The 16602-nt window shown below is 68.3% G+C and carries 15 protein-coding genes; 9 read left to right on the top strand and 6 right to left on the bottom strand.

What is annotated here, in order from left to right; translation table 11 throughout:
* Window positions 1-50: 50 nt before the first annotated feature.
* Window positions 51-821 carry a FadR/GntR family transcriptional regulator gene (locus IAI58_RS09785; protein WP_207445856.1) on the top strand — a complete coding sequence of 257 codons (771 nt, stop codon included), beginning with the start codon at window positions 51-53 and terminating at the stop codon, window positions 819-821.
* A 7-nt stretch (window positions 822-828) separates the two neighbouring features.
* Here IAI58_RS09785 and IAI58_RS09790 read toward each other — a convergent pair whose 3' ends face one another.
* The 6 genes from IAI58_RS09790 to IAI58_RS09815 all read right to left on the bottom strand — a co-directional run bounded on the left by IAI58_RS09790 (window position 829) and on the right by IAI58_RS09815 (window position 7398).
* Window positions 829-1578: a metallophosphoesterase gene (locus tag IAI58_RS09790; RefSeq protein ID WP_207445857.1), complete on the bottom strand. Its 750-nt coding sequence runs from the start codon at window positions 1576-1578 to the stop codon at window positions 829-831.
* Entirely contained in the window at window positions 1575-3017 is a 1443-nt protein-coding gene (locus tag IAI58_RS09795) for a cryptochrome/photolyase family protein (protein ID WP_207445858.1), read from the bottom strand. Before IAI58_RS09795 ends, IAI58_RS09790 begins: the two co-directional genes overlap by 4 nt.
* A complete protein-coding gene (gene pdeM, locus IAI58_RS09800; protein WP_207445859.1) occupies window positions 3014-3736 on the bottom strand; it encodes a ligase-associated DNA damage response endonuclease PdeM in 723 nt (240 codons plus the stop codon). The genes IAI58_RS09795 and pdeM overlap by 4 nt, the downstream gene beginning before the upstream one ends.
* Before the next feature lie 74 nt (window positions 3737-3810).
* Window positions 3811-4365 carry a DUF1003 domain-containing protein gene (locus IAI58_RS09805; protein ID WP_207445860.1) on the bottom strand — a complete coding sequence of 185 codons (555 nt, stop codon included), beginning with the start codon at window positions 4363-4365 and terminating at the stop codon, window positions 3811-3813.
* 45 nt (window positions 4366-4410) lie between these two features.
* On the bottom strand, window positions 4411-6858 hold the full coding sequence (locus IAI58_RS09810) for a ligase-associated DNA damage response DEXH box helicase (RefSeq protein WP_237182292.1): 2448 nt from the start codon (window positions 6856-6858) through the stop codon (window positions 4411-4413).
* Between the two features lie 288 nt (window positions 6859-7146).
* Window positions 7147-7398 (bottom strand): hypothetical protein, encoded by a 252-nt coding sequence (locus IAI58_RS09815; RefSeq protein WP_207445862.1) that lies wholly within the window; start codon window positions 7396-7398, stop codon window positions 7147-7149.
* A 119-nt stretch (window positions 7399-7517) separates the two neighbouring features.
* Between IAI58_RS09815 and IAI58_RS09820 the strand changes: the two genes are divergently transcribed.
* From IAI58_RS09820 to rpsB, 8 genes are all read left to right on the top strand, one after another.
* Window positions 7518-7781, top strand: a complete 264-nt coding sequence (locus IAI58_RS09820; RefSeq protein ID WP_207445863.1) for a DUF1467 family protein — start codon at window positions 7518-7520, stop codon at window positions 7779-7781.
* Window positions 7782-8169: 388 nt separating this feature from the next.
* On the top strand, window positions 8170-9486 hold the full coding sequence (gene proS, locus IAI58_RS09825) for a proline--tRNA ligase (protein ID WP_207445864.1): 1317 nt from the start codon (window positions 8170-8172) through the stop codon (window positions 9484-9486).
* 8 nt (window positions 9487-9494) lie between these two features.
* On the top strand, window positions 9495-10748 hold the full coding sequence (locus tag IAI58_RS09830) for a lipoprotein-releasing ABC transporter permease subunit (RefSeq protein WP_207445865.1): 1254 nt from the start codon (window positions 9495-9497) through the stop codon (window positions 10746-10748).
* Complete coding sequence (locus IAI58_RS09835; protein WP_207445866.1) at window positions 10741-11424, top strand: ABC transporter ATP-binding protein; 684 nt, start codon at window positions 10741-10743, stop codon at window positions 11422-11424. The genes IAI58_RS09830 and IAI58_RS09835 overlap by 8 nt, the downstream gene beginning before the upstream one ends.
* A 39-nt stretch (window positions 11425-11463) precedes the next feature.
* Window positions 11464-14889, top strand: coding sequence for a DNA polymerase III subunit alpha (dnaE, locus tag IAI58_RS09840; RefSeq protein ID WP_207445867.1), 3426 nt, complete (start codon window positions 11464-11466; stop codon window positions 14887-14889).
* Between the two features lies 1 nt (window position 14890).
* A complete protein-coding gene (locus IAI58_RS09845; protein WP_207445868.1) occupies window positions 14891-15400 on the top strand; it encodes a DsbA family protein in 510 nt (169 codons plus the stop codon).
* A gap of 18 nt (window positions 15401-15418) precedes the next feature.
* On the top strand, window positions 15419-15547 hold the full coding sequence (locus IAI58_RS23280; protein ID WP_272874802.1) for a hypothetical protein: 129 nt from the start codon (window positions 15419-15421) through the stop codon (window positions 15545-15547).
* A gap of 197 nt (window positions 15548-15744) precedes the next feature.
* Complete coding sequence (gene rpsB, locus IAI58_RS09850) at window positions 15745-16596, top strand: 30S ribosomal protein S2 (protein ID WP_207445869.1); 852 nt, start codon at window positions 15745-15747, stop codon at window positions 16594-16596.
* Window positions 16597-16602 lie beyond the last annotated feature (6 nt).

Consider the following 16602-nt stretch of genomic DNA (forward strand, 5'->3'; position numbering starts at 1 on the left):
CGCCCGAAGCTGTCTGGTAAAGAGTTTTGACCAGGGAGTTCTCATGCCCCATGACCCAGCCGATCCGACCCCCGCCGCTGGCCAGCGCCGTCGCCGCGCATCTGGAAGCATTGGTGCTGGAAGGCGTGCTGCGTCCCGGCGACCGGCTGGCGCCGGAACGGGAGATGGCGGAACGCCTGGGGGTCTCCCGCCCTTCGCTGCGGGAGGCGCTGGCGGCGCTGGAAGAAAAAGGGCTGCTGGAATCCTCCCGTGCCGGCACACGGGTGGCGGATTTCCTGGCGCCACTCTCCGCGCCGCTGGCCGGGCTTTTCGGCACCAGCCCACGCATGGCGGAGGACTATTTCGAATACCGGCGGCTGATCGAGCCGCAGGCGGCCGCCCTGGCCGCCGCCCGCATCACGCCGCCTGAGCGCGCGGCGCTGGAGGAATGCCTGGCGGATATGGAAGCCGCCCATCTCCGCGCCCGGCCGGTGGAGGAGGCGGAGGCCGATACCCGCCTGCACCTGCTGGTGCATGAGGCCAGCCACAACCTCGTGCTGCTGCATGTGCTGCGGGTGTTTTCCGGTCTGCTGCGCCGGGGCATCCTCTTCAGCCACGAGCAGTACTGGCAGCGGGACAGCCTGCGCGGGGAGATCCTGGCGCAGCATCGTGCCATCGGCGCCGCCATCCTGGCCGGGGAGGCGGAGAGCGCCGCATCCGCCATGCGGGCCCATATCGGCTTTACCGAGGAAGCCTTCCGCGCCCTGCAGGCCGAGGCCGGGCGGATCTCCGCGTCGCTCCGCAAGCGGGACCGGCAGGGGTTGGTGGCGGGGGAGGGTTAGTCCCTCCTCACCAGGGCAAGTCGATCCAGGAGAGGTGGCCGCCCTTGCCCGCACCGGTATCCAGGAAGACGGCCCGCCCGCCTGCGGCCGATACGGCGACATAGGGCCTGCCGTCGGCGCTGCGGGTCTCGTGCCCGCAATAGACGGTGATGCCGGACGGGATGCGGTGCACCCAGTTGTGCAGCCGCTCGGGGTAGCCATCGATGCGCGTGCGGCTGGTGACCTGGCCGAACAGCGCGCGGGGTACCAGCCCTTCCGGCTTGCTGCTGCCGGCATGGGGCGGTGGCGGCTCCCGCAGCATGCGCGGGTGGAAGCCGCCATGGACGAAGAGCCAGGAGCCCAGCCGCAGCCAGGCCGGCGCCTGGCCGATCGCATCCAGCGCGCCCTGCCGCAGCGCATCGGCATCCGGTGCGGCGCCGATCTGATCCAGCGTCACGCCCAGCCCTTCCGGGTCCGGCCGCACCAGGGCGCCGGAGAGGGCGCGGCGCAGCTTATGGTCGTGATTGCCGAGCAGGAACAGGCCCTGCTGCTCCGCGACCATCTCAAGCGCCATGCGGAGGGTGGCGGCGCTGTCCGGGCCACGATCCGTCAGGTCGCCGAGCTGGATCGTGAAAAGCCGCTTCTCCCGCGCGCCGGCGATGGCGGCGCTGAAGGCATGGGCATCGCCGTGCACATCCCCCACCACGCGCAACCCCTTGAAGGCGGGGCGGAGCGTCGCCAGCGTGGGCCAGATGTGGGCGGTGCCGGCGACGTTCATGCGGCGGCCTTCCGCATCTCGGCCAGGGCCTCCAGGGCACGGGCGCGGCCGGTGGCGTGGTCGATGACCGGCAAGGGGTAATCCTCGCCCAGCCGCAGGCCGGCGGTCCGCAGCACCTCCGCGGGCGCTTCCCAGGGGCGGTGCAGCCATTTGTCCGGCAGCCGCGCCAGCTCCGGCACGAAATGCCGGACGTATTCGCCACGGGGGTCGAAGCTCTCGCCCTGCAGGATAGGGTTGAAGACGCGGAAGAAGGGCGCGGCATCGGCACCGCAGCCCGCCACCCACTGCCAGTTGAAAGCGTTGCTGGCCAGGTCGGCATCGACCAGCGTGTCCCAGAACCAGGCGGCGCCATCCTGCCAGGGCTGCAACAGGTGCTTGATGAAGAAGCTGGCACAGATCATGCGGACGCGGTTGTGCATCCAGCCCAGGCGCCAGAGCTGGCGCATCCCCGCATCCACCAGCGGGTAGCCCGTGATGCCCCGGCGCCAGGCGCGCTGCGTCCCCGCGTCCCGCCGGTAGGGGAAGTAGGCGTAGCTGGCGTGGAGCGGCTGCTCCGGCATCTCAGGCCGGTGCCAGAGCATGTGCTGGGCGAACTCCCGCCAGAGGATCTCCTTCAGGAAGGCCTGGGTGGCGGTGGCGGGCAGCCCGGCATCGCGGGCCGCATGCCAGACCTGCCGGGGCGAGATCTCCCCCCAGCGCAGATGGGCCGAGAGGCGGGAGGAGCCATCCTCTCCGGGGCGGTTGCGGCCCTCCGGGTAATCCCCTAGCGCGTCCTCCAGGAAGGCTTCGAGCCGTGCCCGGGCGCCCGCCTCGCCGGGCTGCCAGAGGTCATGGAACGCCCTGGCCCAGTCGGGATTGGGTGCGCGGGGCAGCAGGCCGAGTTCGTCCAGCGCCAGTCCCTGGATGTCGCGGCCGGTGCCTCGCAGCGCATCCGGGGCAGGGATCGGCGGCGGCGGCTCCCCCAGATTCATCACGGCACGGGCGAAGGGCGTATAGACGCTGTAGGGCTTGCCCTGGCCGGTGCGAAGCCTGTCCGGGTCCGCAAGAAGGGGGTTGTGCAGCAGCAGCGCCCGGCCCTGGCGGCCTAGCGCCTCGGCCACGGCGGCATCGCGCCGGCGGGCCCAGGGGGCGACGGAGGCCGTGGCATTCACGGCCGGCGCCCCAAGGCGGGCGGCCAGCTCCGGGATCAGCCGCTCCGCCCGGCCACGCAGCAGCAGGAGCTCCACGCCCCGCTGGCGCAGGGAGTCCGTCAGGGCCGCGAGGCTGTGATGCAGCCACCAGCGCTGCGCGCCGCCCGCCGCCCAGGTGCCCGCCCCGTCGTCATCCAGCACATAGACAGGGAGCACCGGCTGCGCGGCCGCCGCATGCAGGGGGGGATTGTCCGACAGCCGGAGGTCGTCACGGAACCAGAGGATGGCGGGGGAGAGTGAGCCGCTCATACCGGCTGTAACGATTCAGCTGGCCTTCCGGTCACCGACAGATGCTTCATGGGGCCGACCGCGGCACTGTAGAGGCGGTCCCGTCCCAGCAGGAAGGCGCGCCCGCCGCGCGGAAACAGCGCCGCGATGGGCTGCGCCGTGATCTCCAACCCGCCCGTATAGGCGCCGAAGGCCGGCAGCAGCACGCGCCGGGCATCGGCCAGGAAGCAGGGCCGCGTCACCGGCCCGCAGCGCGTGGGCAGGCTGGCCTTGGGGTGGAAATGACCGCTGCATTCGAAGCCGGCTTCGCGCCCCGGCAGGCCCTGGTGGCGGAAGGTGAAGGGGCCTTCGCGGAACTCCGCCACCGACTCGCCCGGCAGGCCCTCGGGTGGCTGGGGGTCATGGTTGCCGAGCACCCAGGTGACCAGACGGTTGCCCAGCAGATGCATCAGCGTCGCGCGGTCGCTGGCATGCATCCGCGCGGCACCGCCGGCATCGTGGAAGCTGTCGCCCAGGAAGACGATGCGTTGCGGGCTGTAGCGGCGCATCAGCGGCGCCAGCCGCGCGAGAGTCTCCCGCGTATCGTACGGCGGCACGAAGCGTCCGCCGCTGGCGAAATGGCTGCCTTTCTCGAGATGCAGATCGGACACCGCCAGGAGCTGACGGGAGGGCCAGAAGAGGGCGCCGGACGGGTCGAGCAGCAGACGTTCGCCAGCCAGATGCACGGGTGCGGAGATCATGTTCAACAGTGGGTTAGCGGAGGCGGGGGTGCGCGGGAAGGTGCAAAAATGGCGTGGCGGCGAAGGCTTGGCTATCAGGGCCCTTCCGGGCAGATGCGTTCGGTCAGCCGTTGCAGTTGCCGCTGCTGCGCCGTCAGCATGTCCCGCAGCTGGTTCAGCCGCAGTTGGTCCAGCTTGTCGTGCAGGGCCATGATCTCCAGTTCGGCCTTCAGATTGACCTCATAGTCCAGCGCCGCCGCCACCCGGTCCCGCTGCGCCTGCCGGTTCTGCGACATCATGATCAGCGGCGCCTGCAGGGCCGCCACCATGGACAGCACCAGGTTGAGGAAGATGAAGGGATAGGGGTCGTATGCCGTGTTGTAGCGGGCAAGCAGGAAGGAATTGGACAGCACCCAGAAGATCATCACCACCATGAAACTGATGATGAAGGCCCAGGAGCCGCCGAACCGCGCCACCCGGTCCGCGATCCGGTCGCCCAGGCTGTCCTGCTCGGCCATGGCGTGATTGACGCTGCGGGTGGTGGGATGGCGCTTGGCGATCCGCATCAGGACGCGCCTCTCCCGTGGCGAGAAGCGGTCGAAGCCATTCTCCAGAAGCTGCTTCGCGAGATGGTCGACGTCCTGGTCCATGCCACCCTCTGCCTGGCGCTGCCGCAGGCAATATAACGCCCACCGTTACCCTGTGTTCCGGCGCATGTGGCGGATGAAGCGGGCCTTGCGTGGGCGGGCCTCGCGGGGCGGTGGCGGCACCGGGGGCAGGGCGTCGAGGCCGAGATCGCCCGTGAAGCTCTCCTCGCCACCGGTCGCCTCATCCACCAGGGCCACGGCTTCGGCCAGCAGGGCGTCCTCGGCGCTGCCGGAGACCCATTCCCGGCCTTCCTCGATCAGCGCCGGCACCGCCAGCGGCGAGACCTGTTCCAGCCGGCGGACGCGGATGCGCCCCCTGACCCGGGCCAGCAGGGTGCCGATACGCGCGACATCGGTCAGGCCGAAGGCGGCCTCAGCCCTGGTGGCCCGCAGCAGGACATGGTCGGGCTCATGCTTGCGGAGCACGTCGTAGATCAGGTCCGCCGACATGGTCATCTGCCGGCCGGATTTCTCCTGGCCCGGATGGTTCTTCTCCAGCAGCCCGGCGACGGTGGCGATATTGCGGAAGGTGCGGCGGAGCATGGAGCTTTCCGCGATCCATTCCTCCAGCTCCTCGCCCAGCAGATCCTCCTCGAACAGGTGCCCGACATCCGTGGGCTCGAAGGCGGACCAGACGGCCATGACGTAATCGGTGCCGAGGAAGCCCAGCGGCCCCAGCCCCATCCGCTCCATCCGGCGCGTGACCAGCATGCCGAGCGTCTGATGCGCCAGCCGCCCCTCGAAGCAGTAGGCCACCAGGAACCAGCGGTTGCCGCGCGGGAAGACCTCGACCAGCAGCCCGTCCAGCGGCGGCAGCTCGGAGCGGTGGCGCTGCATGGCCAGCCATTCCCGCACCGACGGCGGCAGGCCGCGCCAGCGGCGGGGATTGGAGAGGATCTCCCGCACCCGCCGCGCCAGCCAGGTGGTCAGCGGCATGCGGGCGCCGGCATAGGCGGGCACGCGCGGCTCCCCTTCGCCGCCGCGGGAGACGATGACGGCCGTGGGGTCCAGCCGCTCGTAGCGCAGCACCTGCCCGGCGAAGATGAAGTTGTCGCCGGGCTCCAGGGTGGAGACGAACCACTCCTCCACCTCGCCCAGTATCGGGCCGCCGCGCATCCGCACCTTCAGCAGCGGCGTCTCGACGATCGTGCCGAGATTCATGCGGAGCTGCCGCGCCACCTGCGGGCCACGGACATGCACCCGGCCCTCATAGTCACGGAACAGCCGCCGGAAGCGTTCATAGCCGGAGAGGGCATAGCCCCCGTCCTCCACGAAGCGCAGCGTGTCCTCGAAATCCTTGCGGGAGAGTTCGGCATAGGGCGCGGCGCTGCGGATCTCGGCGAAGAGATCGTCGGGGAAGAAGGGGCCGTGGCAGGCCATGGCCAGGATGTGCTGCGCCAGCACGTCCAGACCGCCGGGCCGGGGCGGCTCGCCATCCACCTCGCCGGCCGCCACGGCATCGATGGCGGCGCGGCATTCCACCACCTCGAAGCGATTGGCCGGCACCAGCACGGCGCGGGAGGGCTCATCCATCCGGTGATTGGCGCGGCCCACACGCTGCAACAGCCGCGCCACGCCCTTCGGCGCGCCTACCTGGATAACCTGATCCACCGCGCCCCAGTCGATGCCGAGGTCGAGCGAGGCGGTGGCGACTACGGCACGCAACCGCCCCGCCGCCATGGCGGCCTCCACCTTGCGCCGCTGCTCCACTGTCAGCGAGCCGTGGTGCAGGGCGATGGGCAGATTGTCCTCGTTCAGCCGCCAGAGGGCCTGGAAGCACAGCTCCGCCTGGGCGCGGGTATTGGTGAAGACGATGCTGACCCCGGCCTGCCGCAGGTGCTCATAGACCTCCGGCATGCTGGTCAGGCCCATATGCCCGCCCCAGGGCAGCCGTCCGGCCGGCAGCAGGATGGAAAGCTCCGGCGCCGCGCCGCCGGATACCCGCACCAGTCGCACGGCATCGGGGTCGGCATTCCTGGCGCACCAGGCGGCCAGGGCGCGGGGATGAGCGACCGTGGCGGAAAGCCCGACCCGCCGCATGCGCGGCGCCAGCGCCGAGAGGCGGGAGAGGCAGAGCGCCAGCTGGTCCCCCCGCCTGGTGCCGGCCAGGGCATGGATCTCGTCGATCACCACGCATTCCAGCCCGCCGAACATCTCCGCCGCATCGGGCAGGGAGAGCAGCAGGGTCAGGCTTTCCGGCGTGGTCAGCAGGATCTGAGGCGGGTCCGCGCGCTGGCGGCTGCGGCGATTGGCGGGGGTATCGCCGGTGCGCGTCTCGATGCGGATATCCAGCCCCATCTCCTGCGCGGGAATGGTGAGGTTGCGGGCAATATCGACCGCCAGCGCCTTCAGCGGGGAGACGTAGAGCGTGTGCAACCCGGGGCGGGGGTTGCGGTGCAGCTGGATCAGGCTGGGCAAAAAGCCGGCGAGGGTCTTGCCGCCACCCGTCGGCGCGATCAGCAGCGCGCTTTCCCCTGCCTCGGCCGCGGCCAGCATCTCAAGCTGATGCGGCCGGGGCCGCCAGCCGCGCGCGGCGAACCAGGCCGCGAAAGGTTCCGGTAATGTTCGCATCCTCAGCGCCGGATATGGCGCGGGACCGCCGCCAGCGGAAGGGCGGCAACTCCGTTATGCGAGGAAATATGGCACTGGCGGCGCCGGGCCGCCGATGGATGGCCGCTTCGCGCCGGGGCTGGTCATCCGGCGGGCCCCAGCGCGAAGCGGATCGGCACGGAGATGCGCGTCGGCTCCATCCGCATCGGCGCCACGCCGGGGTCCGGGCCCTGCTCAGTCCGCCACGACCAGCAGGGCGCCAGCGGCGTAAAGCATCTCCCGCAGCCCTGGTGCCGGGGTCAGCATGCGGACGCCGGCGCTCGCCCGCTGCAGCACCTCGGTGCCCAGATCGTGCAGAGCGGCGTCAGCAATCTCCTCGCTCTCGAAGAGGGCGATGACCGCGGCGGGCGTCTGGCGTGATCTGGAGAGCATCTGGAGGCGGTCGGCGGGGCGGAGCACGGGTGCGATGAACATACGGCGGAACATCGCAGCCCATGGTTTCCACATCATCAAGGTGCATGGACATTCCTGTGCCATCATGCCTGCCCCTGGCCAGATGCGCGTGCCGGGCCTAAGTGGCCACGCAGCGGAGAGGAGGGCGCGCGATGGGTTGGGCAACAGGGATCATGGTTTACTTCCTGGTCTGGTGGACCGTGCTCTTCGCCGTGCTGCCGTTTGGAACGCAGCCTGACCCCGAGGGCTCGCATCAGACCGGGGGCTGGCGCGGCGCCCCGCAGCGGCCCGCCGTGCTGACCAAGGCCATCTGGACGACCGTGGCGGCGACCGTGATCTGGGCTGGAATTTTTCTGCTCGCGAGCAGCGACTGGCTCAGCTTCCGCCATGGCTGGCTCGCCATGCCTATCGATTAGGCAAATTTGACCAAGAAAATCCAAATACGCCCATTTTCTGGGCCCATCTCAGAGAATGGCCCATTTTTTCAGCTTTTCTGCTCGGCTTTTACATTGCTGAGGGGGTGGTGACTGGGCACAGTCAATCACAGGAAGAGAGCTGGTTCTCTTCCTGCCGTGTGACTGGCGTTTCCTCCCTAAACTCGGGCCGCACTTTGTGCGGCCCTTTTTTTGTATCCCTTCTGATGTCGGCCGCCAAGCCAAATCGCAGAAAGTTGCTGCTCCAGCACTGATTGCGTATTTTTATTGCGGCGCAGCATTCGGGCTGCCTCCTGTGGCCGCGCTCGCTGGCATCCGGGCGCATTCCACCTTACGTTCCCGGCCAAAGTTTTGGACCGGAGCCTTTCCCTTGCGCCTCTCCCGCGCCTTTCTGCCGACTCTCAAAGAAATCCCCGCTGAGGCGGCGATTGCTTCCCACAAGCTGATGCTGCGTGCCGGCATGATCCGGCAGACCAGCGCCGGCATCTATGCCTGGCTTCCACTGGGCCTGCGCGTGCTGAAGAAGGTCGAGCAGATCGTGCGGGAGGAACAGGACGCCGCCGGCGCCCAGGAAATCCTGATGCCGACGATCCAGAGCGCGGAGCTCTGGCGCCAGTCCGGCCGCTACGACGACTACGGCAAGGAGATGCTGCGCATCCGCGACCGGCATGACCGCGAGATGCTCTTCGGCCCGACCAACGAGGAAATGGTCACCGACATCTTCAAGGGCTACGCCAAGTCCTACCGCGACCTGCCGCGCAACCTCTACCACATCCAGTGGAAGTTCCGGGACGAGGTGCGCCCCCGCTTCGGCGTGATGCGCGGCCGTGAGTTCCTGATGAAGGACGCCTATTCCTTCGACATGGACGTGGAGGGCGCGACCCGTTCGTACCGCGCCATGATGCTGGCCTATATGCGCACCTTCCAGCGCATGGGCCTGCGCGCGGTGCCGATGCGCGCTGATACCGGCCCCATCGGCGGCAATCTCAGCCACGAATTCATCATCCTGGCGCCGACCGGCGAGAGCACCGTCTTCTACGACGCCGCCTTCGAGGAGCTGAAGCTCTCCCACGAGGACTACAGCTACGAGAAGCCGGAGGATCTGGAGAATTTCTTCACCCAGGTCACCGGCCTCTATGCCGCGACGGACGAGATGCATGATGAGGCCGCCTGGTCCAAGGTGCCGGCGGACCGCCAGCGCGAGGGCAAGGGCATCGAGGTCGGTCACATCTTCTTCTTCGGCACCAAGTATTCCGAGAAGATGGGCCTGACGGTGACCGGGCCTGACGGCCAGCCTGTCATTCCGCAGATGGGCAGCTACGGCATCGGCGTCTCCCGCCTGCTGGGCGCCATCATCGAGGCGAGCCATGACGAGGCCGGAATCATCTGGCCGGATGCGGTGGCGCCCTTCCGCTGCGCTATCCTCAACCTGAAGCCGGGCGACCTGGCGACGGACATGCTCTGCGAGAAGCTCTACGCCTCCCTGCCGGGCGATGCCGTCTATGACGACCGTCCCGAGCGCGCGGGCGTGAAGTTCAACGACGCCGATCTCGCCGGCTATCCGTGGCAGGCCATCATCGGCCCGCGCGGCGCCGCCAATGGCAAGATCGAGCTGAAGCGCCGCGCCACCGGGGAGCGGGAAGAAGTCTCGCTGGAAGAGGCCCTGCACCGCATCCTCGGCGCCTGAGCCGTCCGATGTTCGGGGCCTTCGAACGGATGGTTGCCTTCCGCTACCTGCGGGCGCGGAAGGGGGAACGCTTCGTCTCCGTGATCGCCACCTTCTCCCTGGTGGGGATCGCGCTGGGCGTGGCCACGCTGATCATCGTGATGTCCGTGATGAACGGCTTCCGGCAGGAACTGCTGGGCCGCATCCTCGGACTGAACGGGCATCTCGGCATTTATTCCGCCGATGGCGGGGGGCTGCGGGATTTCGACAGCATCCTGGCCAGGGTGCGGGGGCTGCCGGGCATCACCTCGGCGGCGCCGGTGGTGGAAGGGCAGGTGCTGCTGACCAGTGAATCCGGCGGCGCCACCGGCGGCTTCGCCCGCGGCATCCGGCCGGAGGACCTGAAGGCGCGGCCGATCCTGGCTGGCAATATCGTCGCCGGCAGCCTGGACCAGTTCGGCGGCGAGGACAGCATCATCATCGGCACCCGCCTGGCGCAGAAGCTGCGGCTGGGTGTCGGCGACAAGGTGACGCTGGTTTCGCCCCAGGGGCGTACCACCGTCATCGGCATGGTGCCGCGGCTGAAGGCCTATACCATCGCGGCCCTTTTCGACACGGGCATGAATGAATACGACAGCGGCTATGTCTTCATGCCGCTGCAGGCCGCGCAGACCTATTTCCAGCTGCGGGATGCCGCATCGCAGATCGAGATCTTCGTGCAGAACCCGGACCAGGTACGGCGGGTGACGCAGGAGATCGTGCGGACGCTCTCCCCCATGCCATTCCGGGTGCTGGACTGGCAGGCCAGCAACAGCAGCTTCTTCGCCGCCGTGCAGGTGGAACGGAACGTGATGTTCCTGATCCTGACCCTGATCATCGTCGTCGCGGCCTTCAACATCATCTCCTCCCTCATCATGCTGGTGAAGGACAAGGGGCGCGACATCGCTATCCTCCGCACCATGGGCGCCAGCTCCGGCGCCATCATGCGGATCTTCCTGCTCTGCGGCGCGTCCATCGGCGTTCTGGGCACGCTGATCGGCTTCGCCATCGGGCTGGTTTTCTGCCTGAATATCGAACACATCCGGCAGGTCCTGCAGTCCCTCACGGGCACGCAGCTCTTCAGCCCGGAGGTGTATTTCCTGACGCGCCTGCCCGCCATCGTGGACCCGAACGAAGTCACGCAGGTCGTGCTGATGGGCCTGGGCCTGTCGCTGCTGGCGACGCTCTATCCCTCCTGGCGCGCGGCCAAGACGGACCCGGTGGAGGCGCTGCGCAATGAGTGACACGCCGCGCCTGCGCCTTTCCGGCGTCAAACGTTCCTTCCGCACGGAAGCCGGCGAATTGCCGGTGCTGCGCGGCGCCGATCTCGACCTCCACGCGGGCGAGATCGTCGCGCTGGTGGCGCCTTCCGGTACCGGCAAGTCCACGCTGCTGCATCTGGCCGGGCTGCTGGAAAAGCCCGATGGCGGCAAGGTCATCGTCGATGGCCAGGACACCTCCGGCATGGCGGATAAGGCCCGCACCGCCCTGCGCGGACGTTCCATCGGCTTCGTCTACCAGTTCCACCACCTGCTGCCGGAATTCACGGCGCTGGAGAATGTGGTTCTGCCGCAGATGGCCATCGGCGCAGCCCGCGCGCCCGCGGAGGCGCGGGCGCATGAGTTGCTGGCCTCCTTCGGCCTGAAGGGGCGCGAGGCGCATCGGCCGGGCCGGCTTTCCGGTGGCGAGCAGCAGCGCGTCGCCATCAGCCGTGCCCTGGCCAATCGCCCGGGGCTGCTGCTGGCGGATGAACCCACCGGCAACCTCGATGTCGGCACTTCCGACCTCGTCTTCGGGGAGTTGCTGGCGGCTGTCCGCAACGCCGGCGTGGCGGCGCTGATCGCCACGCATAACCCCGACCTCGCCGCCCGCATGGACCGGGTAGTGACGCTGCGCGAAGGTCACGTCGTTCCGGCCTGAACGCGTGAAGCCGGGCAGGGGAGGTGCTATATCCTCCCCATGTCCGGTTCCTTCGTTCATCTGCATACCCATTCCGCCTATTCCCTCGCCGAGGGCGCCATCAAGGCGGATAAGCTGGCGGCGCTGGCCCGGGAGGCCGGCATGCCGGCCCTGGCGCTGACCGACAGCGCCAATATGTTCGGCGCGCTGGAATTCTCGAATTACTGCTCTGGTAAAGGTGTGCAGCCGATCATCGGCTGCCAGCTTAACCTGACGCGTGCCGCGATGGATGACCGGCCTGAAATCGCCCGGCTGAACCCGGACCCCATCGTGGTCCTGGCGATGAACGCGCAGGGGCTGGAGAATGTGCAGCGCCTCTCGTCCCACGGCTTCCTGCGCGACGATCCTTCCGGCAGGCCCGCCATCACGCTGGACCTGCTGCGCGGCCATTCCGAGGGCGTCTTCCTGCTGACCGGCGGTACCCACGGGCCCCTGGGGCGGCTGCTGGTGGAAGGGCGGCGGGAGGCGGCGGCGCATCTGCTGGATACCCTGAAGGAGAGCTTCCCCGACCGCCTGGCCGTGGAGCTGCACCGCCACGGCCTGGCGGTGGAGCGGGGGCTTGGTCCCGCAATGCTCTCGCTGGCCGATGCGGCCGGGCTGCCCGTGGTCGCCACCAACGACGTTTATTTCGCCAGGCCCGAGATGTATGAGGCGCATGACGCGCTGCTTTGCATCGCGGAGGGCCGCACCCTGGCGGAAACCGACCGGCGGCGCCTGACGGCGGAGCATTACTTCAAATCCGCTGCCGCCATGCGGGAACTGTTCAAGGACCTGCCTGAGGCCTGCGACAATACCCTGGCCATCGCCCGCCGCTGCCACGTGATGGCGGAGAACCGCAAGCCCGAGCTGCCGATCTGCCCGAAGGTGCAGCCCGGCATGACCGAGGCCGAGACGGTGCGCGACATGGCCCGCCGTGGCCTGGAGGCGCGGCTGGACGCGCAGGGCACGACGGAGCGGCAGGTCTACCGGGACCGGCTGGAATTCGAGCTCGACGTCATCGAGAAGATGGGCTTCTCCGGCTACTTCCTGATCGTGGCCGACTTCATCCAGTGGGCGAAGCAGCAGGGCATTCCCGTGGGGCCCGGCCGTGGCTCGGGCGCCGGTTCGGTGGCCGCCTGGGCGCTGCTGATCACGGACCTCGACCCGCTGCGCTTCGGCTTGCTGTTCGAACGCTTCCTGAACCCTGAGCGCGTGTCGATGCCTGACTTCGACATCGATTTCTGCCAGGACCGGCGCGACGAAGTGATCCAATACGTCCGCCGCGAATATGGCGAGGACCGCGTAGCGCAGATCATTACCTTCGGCCGCTTGCAGGCCAAGGCGGTGGTGCGCGACGTGGGCCGCGTCATGGGCATGCCCTATGGCCAGGTGAACCGCATCGCGGAACTGATCCCCTTCAACCCCGCCAAGCCCGTGACGCTGCAGCAGGCGCTCGACGGCGAGCCGCGCCTGCAGGACATGCGCGCGGATGAAATGGTGGACCGGCTGATGGAAACGGCCCTGGTGCTGGAAGGGCTGTACCGCAACGCCTCCACCCACGCGGCCGGCGTGGTGATCGGGCGCAAGCCGCTGATCGATACGGTCGCGCTCTATCGCGATCCGCGCTCAGACATGCTGGTGACGCAGTATTCCATGAAATACGTGGAAAACGCGTCCCTGGTGAAGTTCGACTTCCTCGGCCTGAAGACGCTGACGGTCTTGCAGCGCGCGGTGGAGATCCTGGACGAGCAGGGGATCAAGGTCGATCTCACGCGCATTCCTCTGGACGACAAGAAGACCTACGACATGCTGGCGCGCGGCGATTCCGCCGGCGTGTTCCAGTTCGAAGGCCAGGGCATGCGGGACTGCCTTCGCATGATGCGGCCCGACCGCTTCGAGGATCTGATCGCCGCCGTCTCGCTCTATCGTCCGGGGCCGATGGCCAATATCCCGGCCTATTGCGCCCGCAAGCATGGCGAGGCCTGGGAGCCGGTGCACCCCGCGATGCGCCATCTGGTCGAGGAAACCTACGGCATCCTGGTCTACCAGGAGCAGGTGATGCAGATCAGCCAGGATGTCGCGGGCTATTCGCTCGGCGGCGCCGACCTGCTGCGCCGCGCCATGGGCAAGAAGATCCGCTCGGAGATGGAAGCCCAGCGCAAGATCTTCGTCGACGGCGCGGTGAGGAACGGCGTGCCGGAAGACAAGGCCGGCGAGATCTTCGACCTGATGGAGAAGTTCGCCGAATACGGCTTCAACAAGTCGCACGCGGCGGCCTATGCGCTGGTCGCCTACCAGACCGCCTACCTGAAGGCGAACCATCCGGTGGCCTTCATCGCTGCCTCCATGACCTTCGACATGGACAAGACGGAGAAGCTCGCAAACCACATGCAGGAGGCCGCCCGCCTCGGCATTCCCGTGCTGCCGCCGGACGTGAACCGCTCCGCCGCCGATTTCCGCGTGGAGATCCGCGAGGATGGCAAGGAATGCATCCGCTTCGCCCTGGCGGCGGTCAAGCGCGTTGGCCTGCAGGCGATGAAGGACCTCGTCGCCGCGCGCGGCCGGCCGTTCGAATCCATCGCCGATTTCGCCGGGCGCGTGGACCCCAAGCTGCTGAACAAGATGCAGCTGGAGAACCTGGCCCGCGCCGGTGCCTTCGACACGCTGGAGAAGAACCGCGCCAGGGTCATGACCGGCGCCGAGGTGATCCTGCGCCGCGCCCAGGCCAAGGCGGAGGAACGCTCTTCCAGCCAGATCGGCCTGTTCGGCGGTGGCGACGCGCGGCCGGAGCCGCTGCGCCTGCCCGAGATCCCGGACTGGCCGGAGTTGGAGCGGCTGAGCCAGGAGGCCGAGGCCGTGGGCTTCCATCTCTCGGCCCATCCGCTGGATACTTACAGGGAGACGCTGCGGAAGCTGGGCGTCACGCCCATCGCGCAGATGCAGGCACGGGCGGAGGCCGGCGTCGGCCGGCTGAAGCTGGCCGGTACGGTCGTGAACAGCAAGGAGCGCACCACCCGCACCGGCAGCCGCATGGCCTGGGTGCGCATCTCCGATGCCTCCGGCAGCACCGAGGTGACGCTGTTCTCGGAGGTGCTGCTGCGGTCGCGTGAGATGTTGAAGGAAGGCAATGCCGTCCTCATCACCTGCGAGGCGCGGATGGAAGGGGAAACCTTGCGCCTGACGGCCCAGGATCTGGATGGGCTGGACAAGGCTGCCGCCAACCTGCGGCAGATGCTGCGCCTGACCATCGAGGATACGGCCGCCATCGAGCCGATCCGCGCCATGCTGGAGCGGGTAGGGCCGGGCAAGGGCACAGTGGCGCTGATTCCCCGCACCGGACCGGGGCAGGAGATCGAGGTCGTGCTGCCCGGCTTCTTCAACGTCACACCCCGCCTGGCGCAGGCCATGAAGGTGTTCCCGGGCGTCGCGCATGTGGAGGCAGGGTGAGATGCACGAATTCTTCTATCTCTATGACCCGCTCTGCGGCTGGTGTTACGGCGCCGCGCCCGCAGTGGCGAAGCTGGAGCTGGAGCCTTCGGTGATGCTGCATCCGCTGGCGACCGGGCTTTTCGCGGGCGGCGACCGTGTCATGACCCCGGATTTCGCCACCTATGCCTGGCGCAATGACCAGCGTATCGGCCAGATGACCGGGCAGGTCTTTTCGGACGCCTACCGGGAGAAGGTTCTGGGCGACCCGTCCGGGCGCTTCGATTCCACGGCGGCCACCCGGGCCGTGACGGCGGTTCATCTGACGGAGCCGGCGAAGGAACTGGAGGCGCTGCACCGTATCCAGCAGCTGCGCTATGTCGATGGCGGAGACATCACAGACCCCGGGCAATTGCTGGCCGTCCTGCGTGACCTCGGGCTGGAGGAGGCCGCGGCGCTGCTGGAGGCGGACGACCCCGGCATCGGGGAGGCCATGGCCAGCCGTGTCGCCATGGCGGAGAAGCTGATTTAGGGGCTGGGCATCCGCGGCGTGCCCGCGCTGGTACGGCTGGAAGAGGGCCGGCAGGCCGCGCTGCCCAACGGCATCCTCTTCGAGGATCCGGCGACCCTCGCCACGCGCCTGGGCCTGAGGCCAGACGCCGGGGAGGACATCCGTTAAACTCCCCAGGCCAAGCTTGCCCCGGCGCGCGGGGTATGCCATATGCCGCCACGTTCGCCCTGGGATGAGCCCGTGGCGGGCAAATCCGCACGCGGCGCGCCCTTCCACCCACATGGTGCCAGGGTCCGGTCCCCCGAGAGGGGGCTTAGTGCCGCGGAGGCTCAACCGGACTACGATCTGAAGGAAGGACCGCCGCCATGGCGATGCCCGAAGTTTCCCTGCGTCAGCTGCTTGAGGCCGGTGTCCATTTTGGCCACCACACCCGCCGCTGGAACCCGAAGATGGCGCCGTACATCTTCGGCGTGCGCAACCAGGTGCACATCCTGGACCTGCAGCAGACCGTCCCCCTGCTGGACCGCGCCCTGCGCGCTGTCCGTGACGTGGTGGCCGGTGGCGGCCGCGTGCTCTTCGTGGGCACCAAGAAGTCCGCCGCCGAATACGTGGCCGAGGCCGCGACCCGCTGCGGCCAGTACTACGTGAACCATCGTTGGCTCGGCGGCATGCTGACCAACTGGAAGACCATCACGGGCTCCATCAAGCGCCTGAAGCAGATGGACGAGCAGCTCGGCGGCAACACCCAGGGCCTCACCAAGAAGGAAGTCCTGATGCTGACGCGCGAGAAGGAGAAGCTCGACCGCGCGCTCGGCGGCATCCGCGACATGGGCGGCCTGCCGGACATCATCTTCGTCATCGACGTGGTGAAGGAGAAGCTGGCGATCGAGGAGGCCAACAAGCTTGGCATTCCGGTTGTCGCCGTGCTCGACTCCAACGCTGATCCCTCGGGCATCGCCTATCCGATCCCGGGCAACGATGACGCCATCCGCGCCATTAACCTGTACTGCGACCTGATCGCCGGCGCCGTGTTCGACGGCATCTCCGCCGAGCTGCAGGCCTCCGGCGTCGATCTGGGTGCCTCCGAGGAACTGCTTGAGGAAGAGCCGGTGCTGGAAGGCGCCCAGACCAGCCCCGGTGTCGGCCTGGACACCGAGACGGTCGAGGCGATGGTCCAGAACAACCAGGACGACGGCAACCAGGCCGGCAAGGTCTGAGCCGCA

Origin of the sequence: Roseomonas marmotae (genome assembly GCF_017654485.1) — a bacterium.
Taxonomy (GTDB): Bacteria; Pseudomonadota; Alphaproteobacteria; order Acetobacterales; family Acetobacteraceae; genus Pseudoroseomonas; species Pseudoroseomonas marmotae.

What these genes read in the sequence shown, in the direction of transcription:
- IAI58_RS09785 (WP_207445856.1), top strand. Translation starts at nt 51, where the DNA reads ATGACCCAGCCGATCCGACCCCCGCCGCTGGCCAGCGCCGTCGCCGCG.
- IAI58_RS09790 (WP_207445857.1), bottom strand. Translation starts at nt 1,578, where the DNA reads ATGAACGTCGCCGGCACCGCCCACATCTGGCCCACGCTGGCGACGCTC.
- IAI58_RS09795 (WP_207445858.1), bottom strand. Translation starts at nt 3,017, where the DNA reads ATGAGCGGCTCACTCTCCCCCGCCATCCTCTGGTTCCGTGACGACCTC.
- pdeM (WP_207445859.1), bottom strand. Translation starts at nt 3,736, where the DNA reads ATGATCTCCGCACCCGTGCATCTGGCTGGCGAACGTCTGCTGCTCGAC.
- IAI58_RS09805 (WP_207445860.1), bottom strand. Translation starts at nt 4,365, where the DNA reads ATGGACCAGGACGTCGACCATCTCGCGAAGCAGCTTCTGGAGAATGGC.
- IAI58_RS09810 (WP_237182292.1), bottom strand. Translation starts at nt 6,858, where the DNA reads ATGCTGGCCGCGGCCGAGGCAGGGGAAAGCGCGCTGCTGATCGCGCCG.
- IAI58_RS09815 (WP_207445862.1), bottom strand. Translation starts at nt 7,398, where the DNA reads ATGTTCCGCCGTATGTTCATCGCACCCGTGCTCCGCCCCGCCGACCGC.
- IAI58_RS09820 (WP_207445863.1), top strand. Translation starts at nt 7,518, where the DNA reads ATGGGTTGGGCAACAGGGATCATGGTTTACTTCCTGGTCTGGTGGACC.
- IAI58_RS09830 (WP_207445865.1), top strand. Translation starts at nt 9,495, where the DNA reads ATGTTCGGGGCCTTCGAACGGATGGTTGCCTTCCGCTACCTGCGGGCG.
- IAI58_RS09835 (WP_207445866.1), top strand. Translation starts at nt 10,741, where the DNA reads ATGAGTGACACGCCGCGCCTGCGCCTTTCCGGCGTCAAACGTTCCTTC.
- dnaE (WP_207445867.1), top strand. Translation starts at nt 11,464, where the DNA reads ATGTCCGGTTCCTTCGTTCATCTGCATACCCATTCCGCCTATTCCCTC.
- IAI58_RS09845 (WP_207445868.1), top strand. Translation starts at nt 14,891, where the DNA reads ATGCACGAATTCTTCTATCTCTATGACCCGCTCTGCGGCTGGTGTTAC.
- rpsB (WP_207445869.1), top strand. Translation starts at nt 15,745, where the DNA reads ATGGCGATGCCCGAAGTTTCCCTGCGTCAGCTGCTTGAGGCCGGTGTC.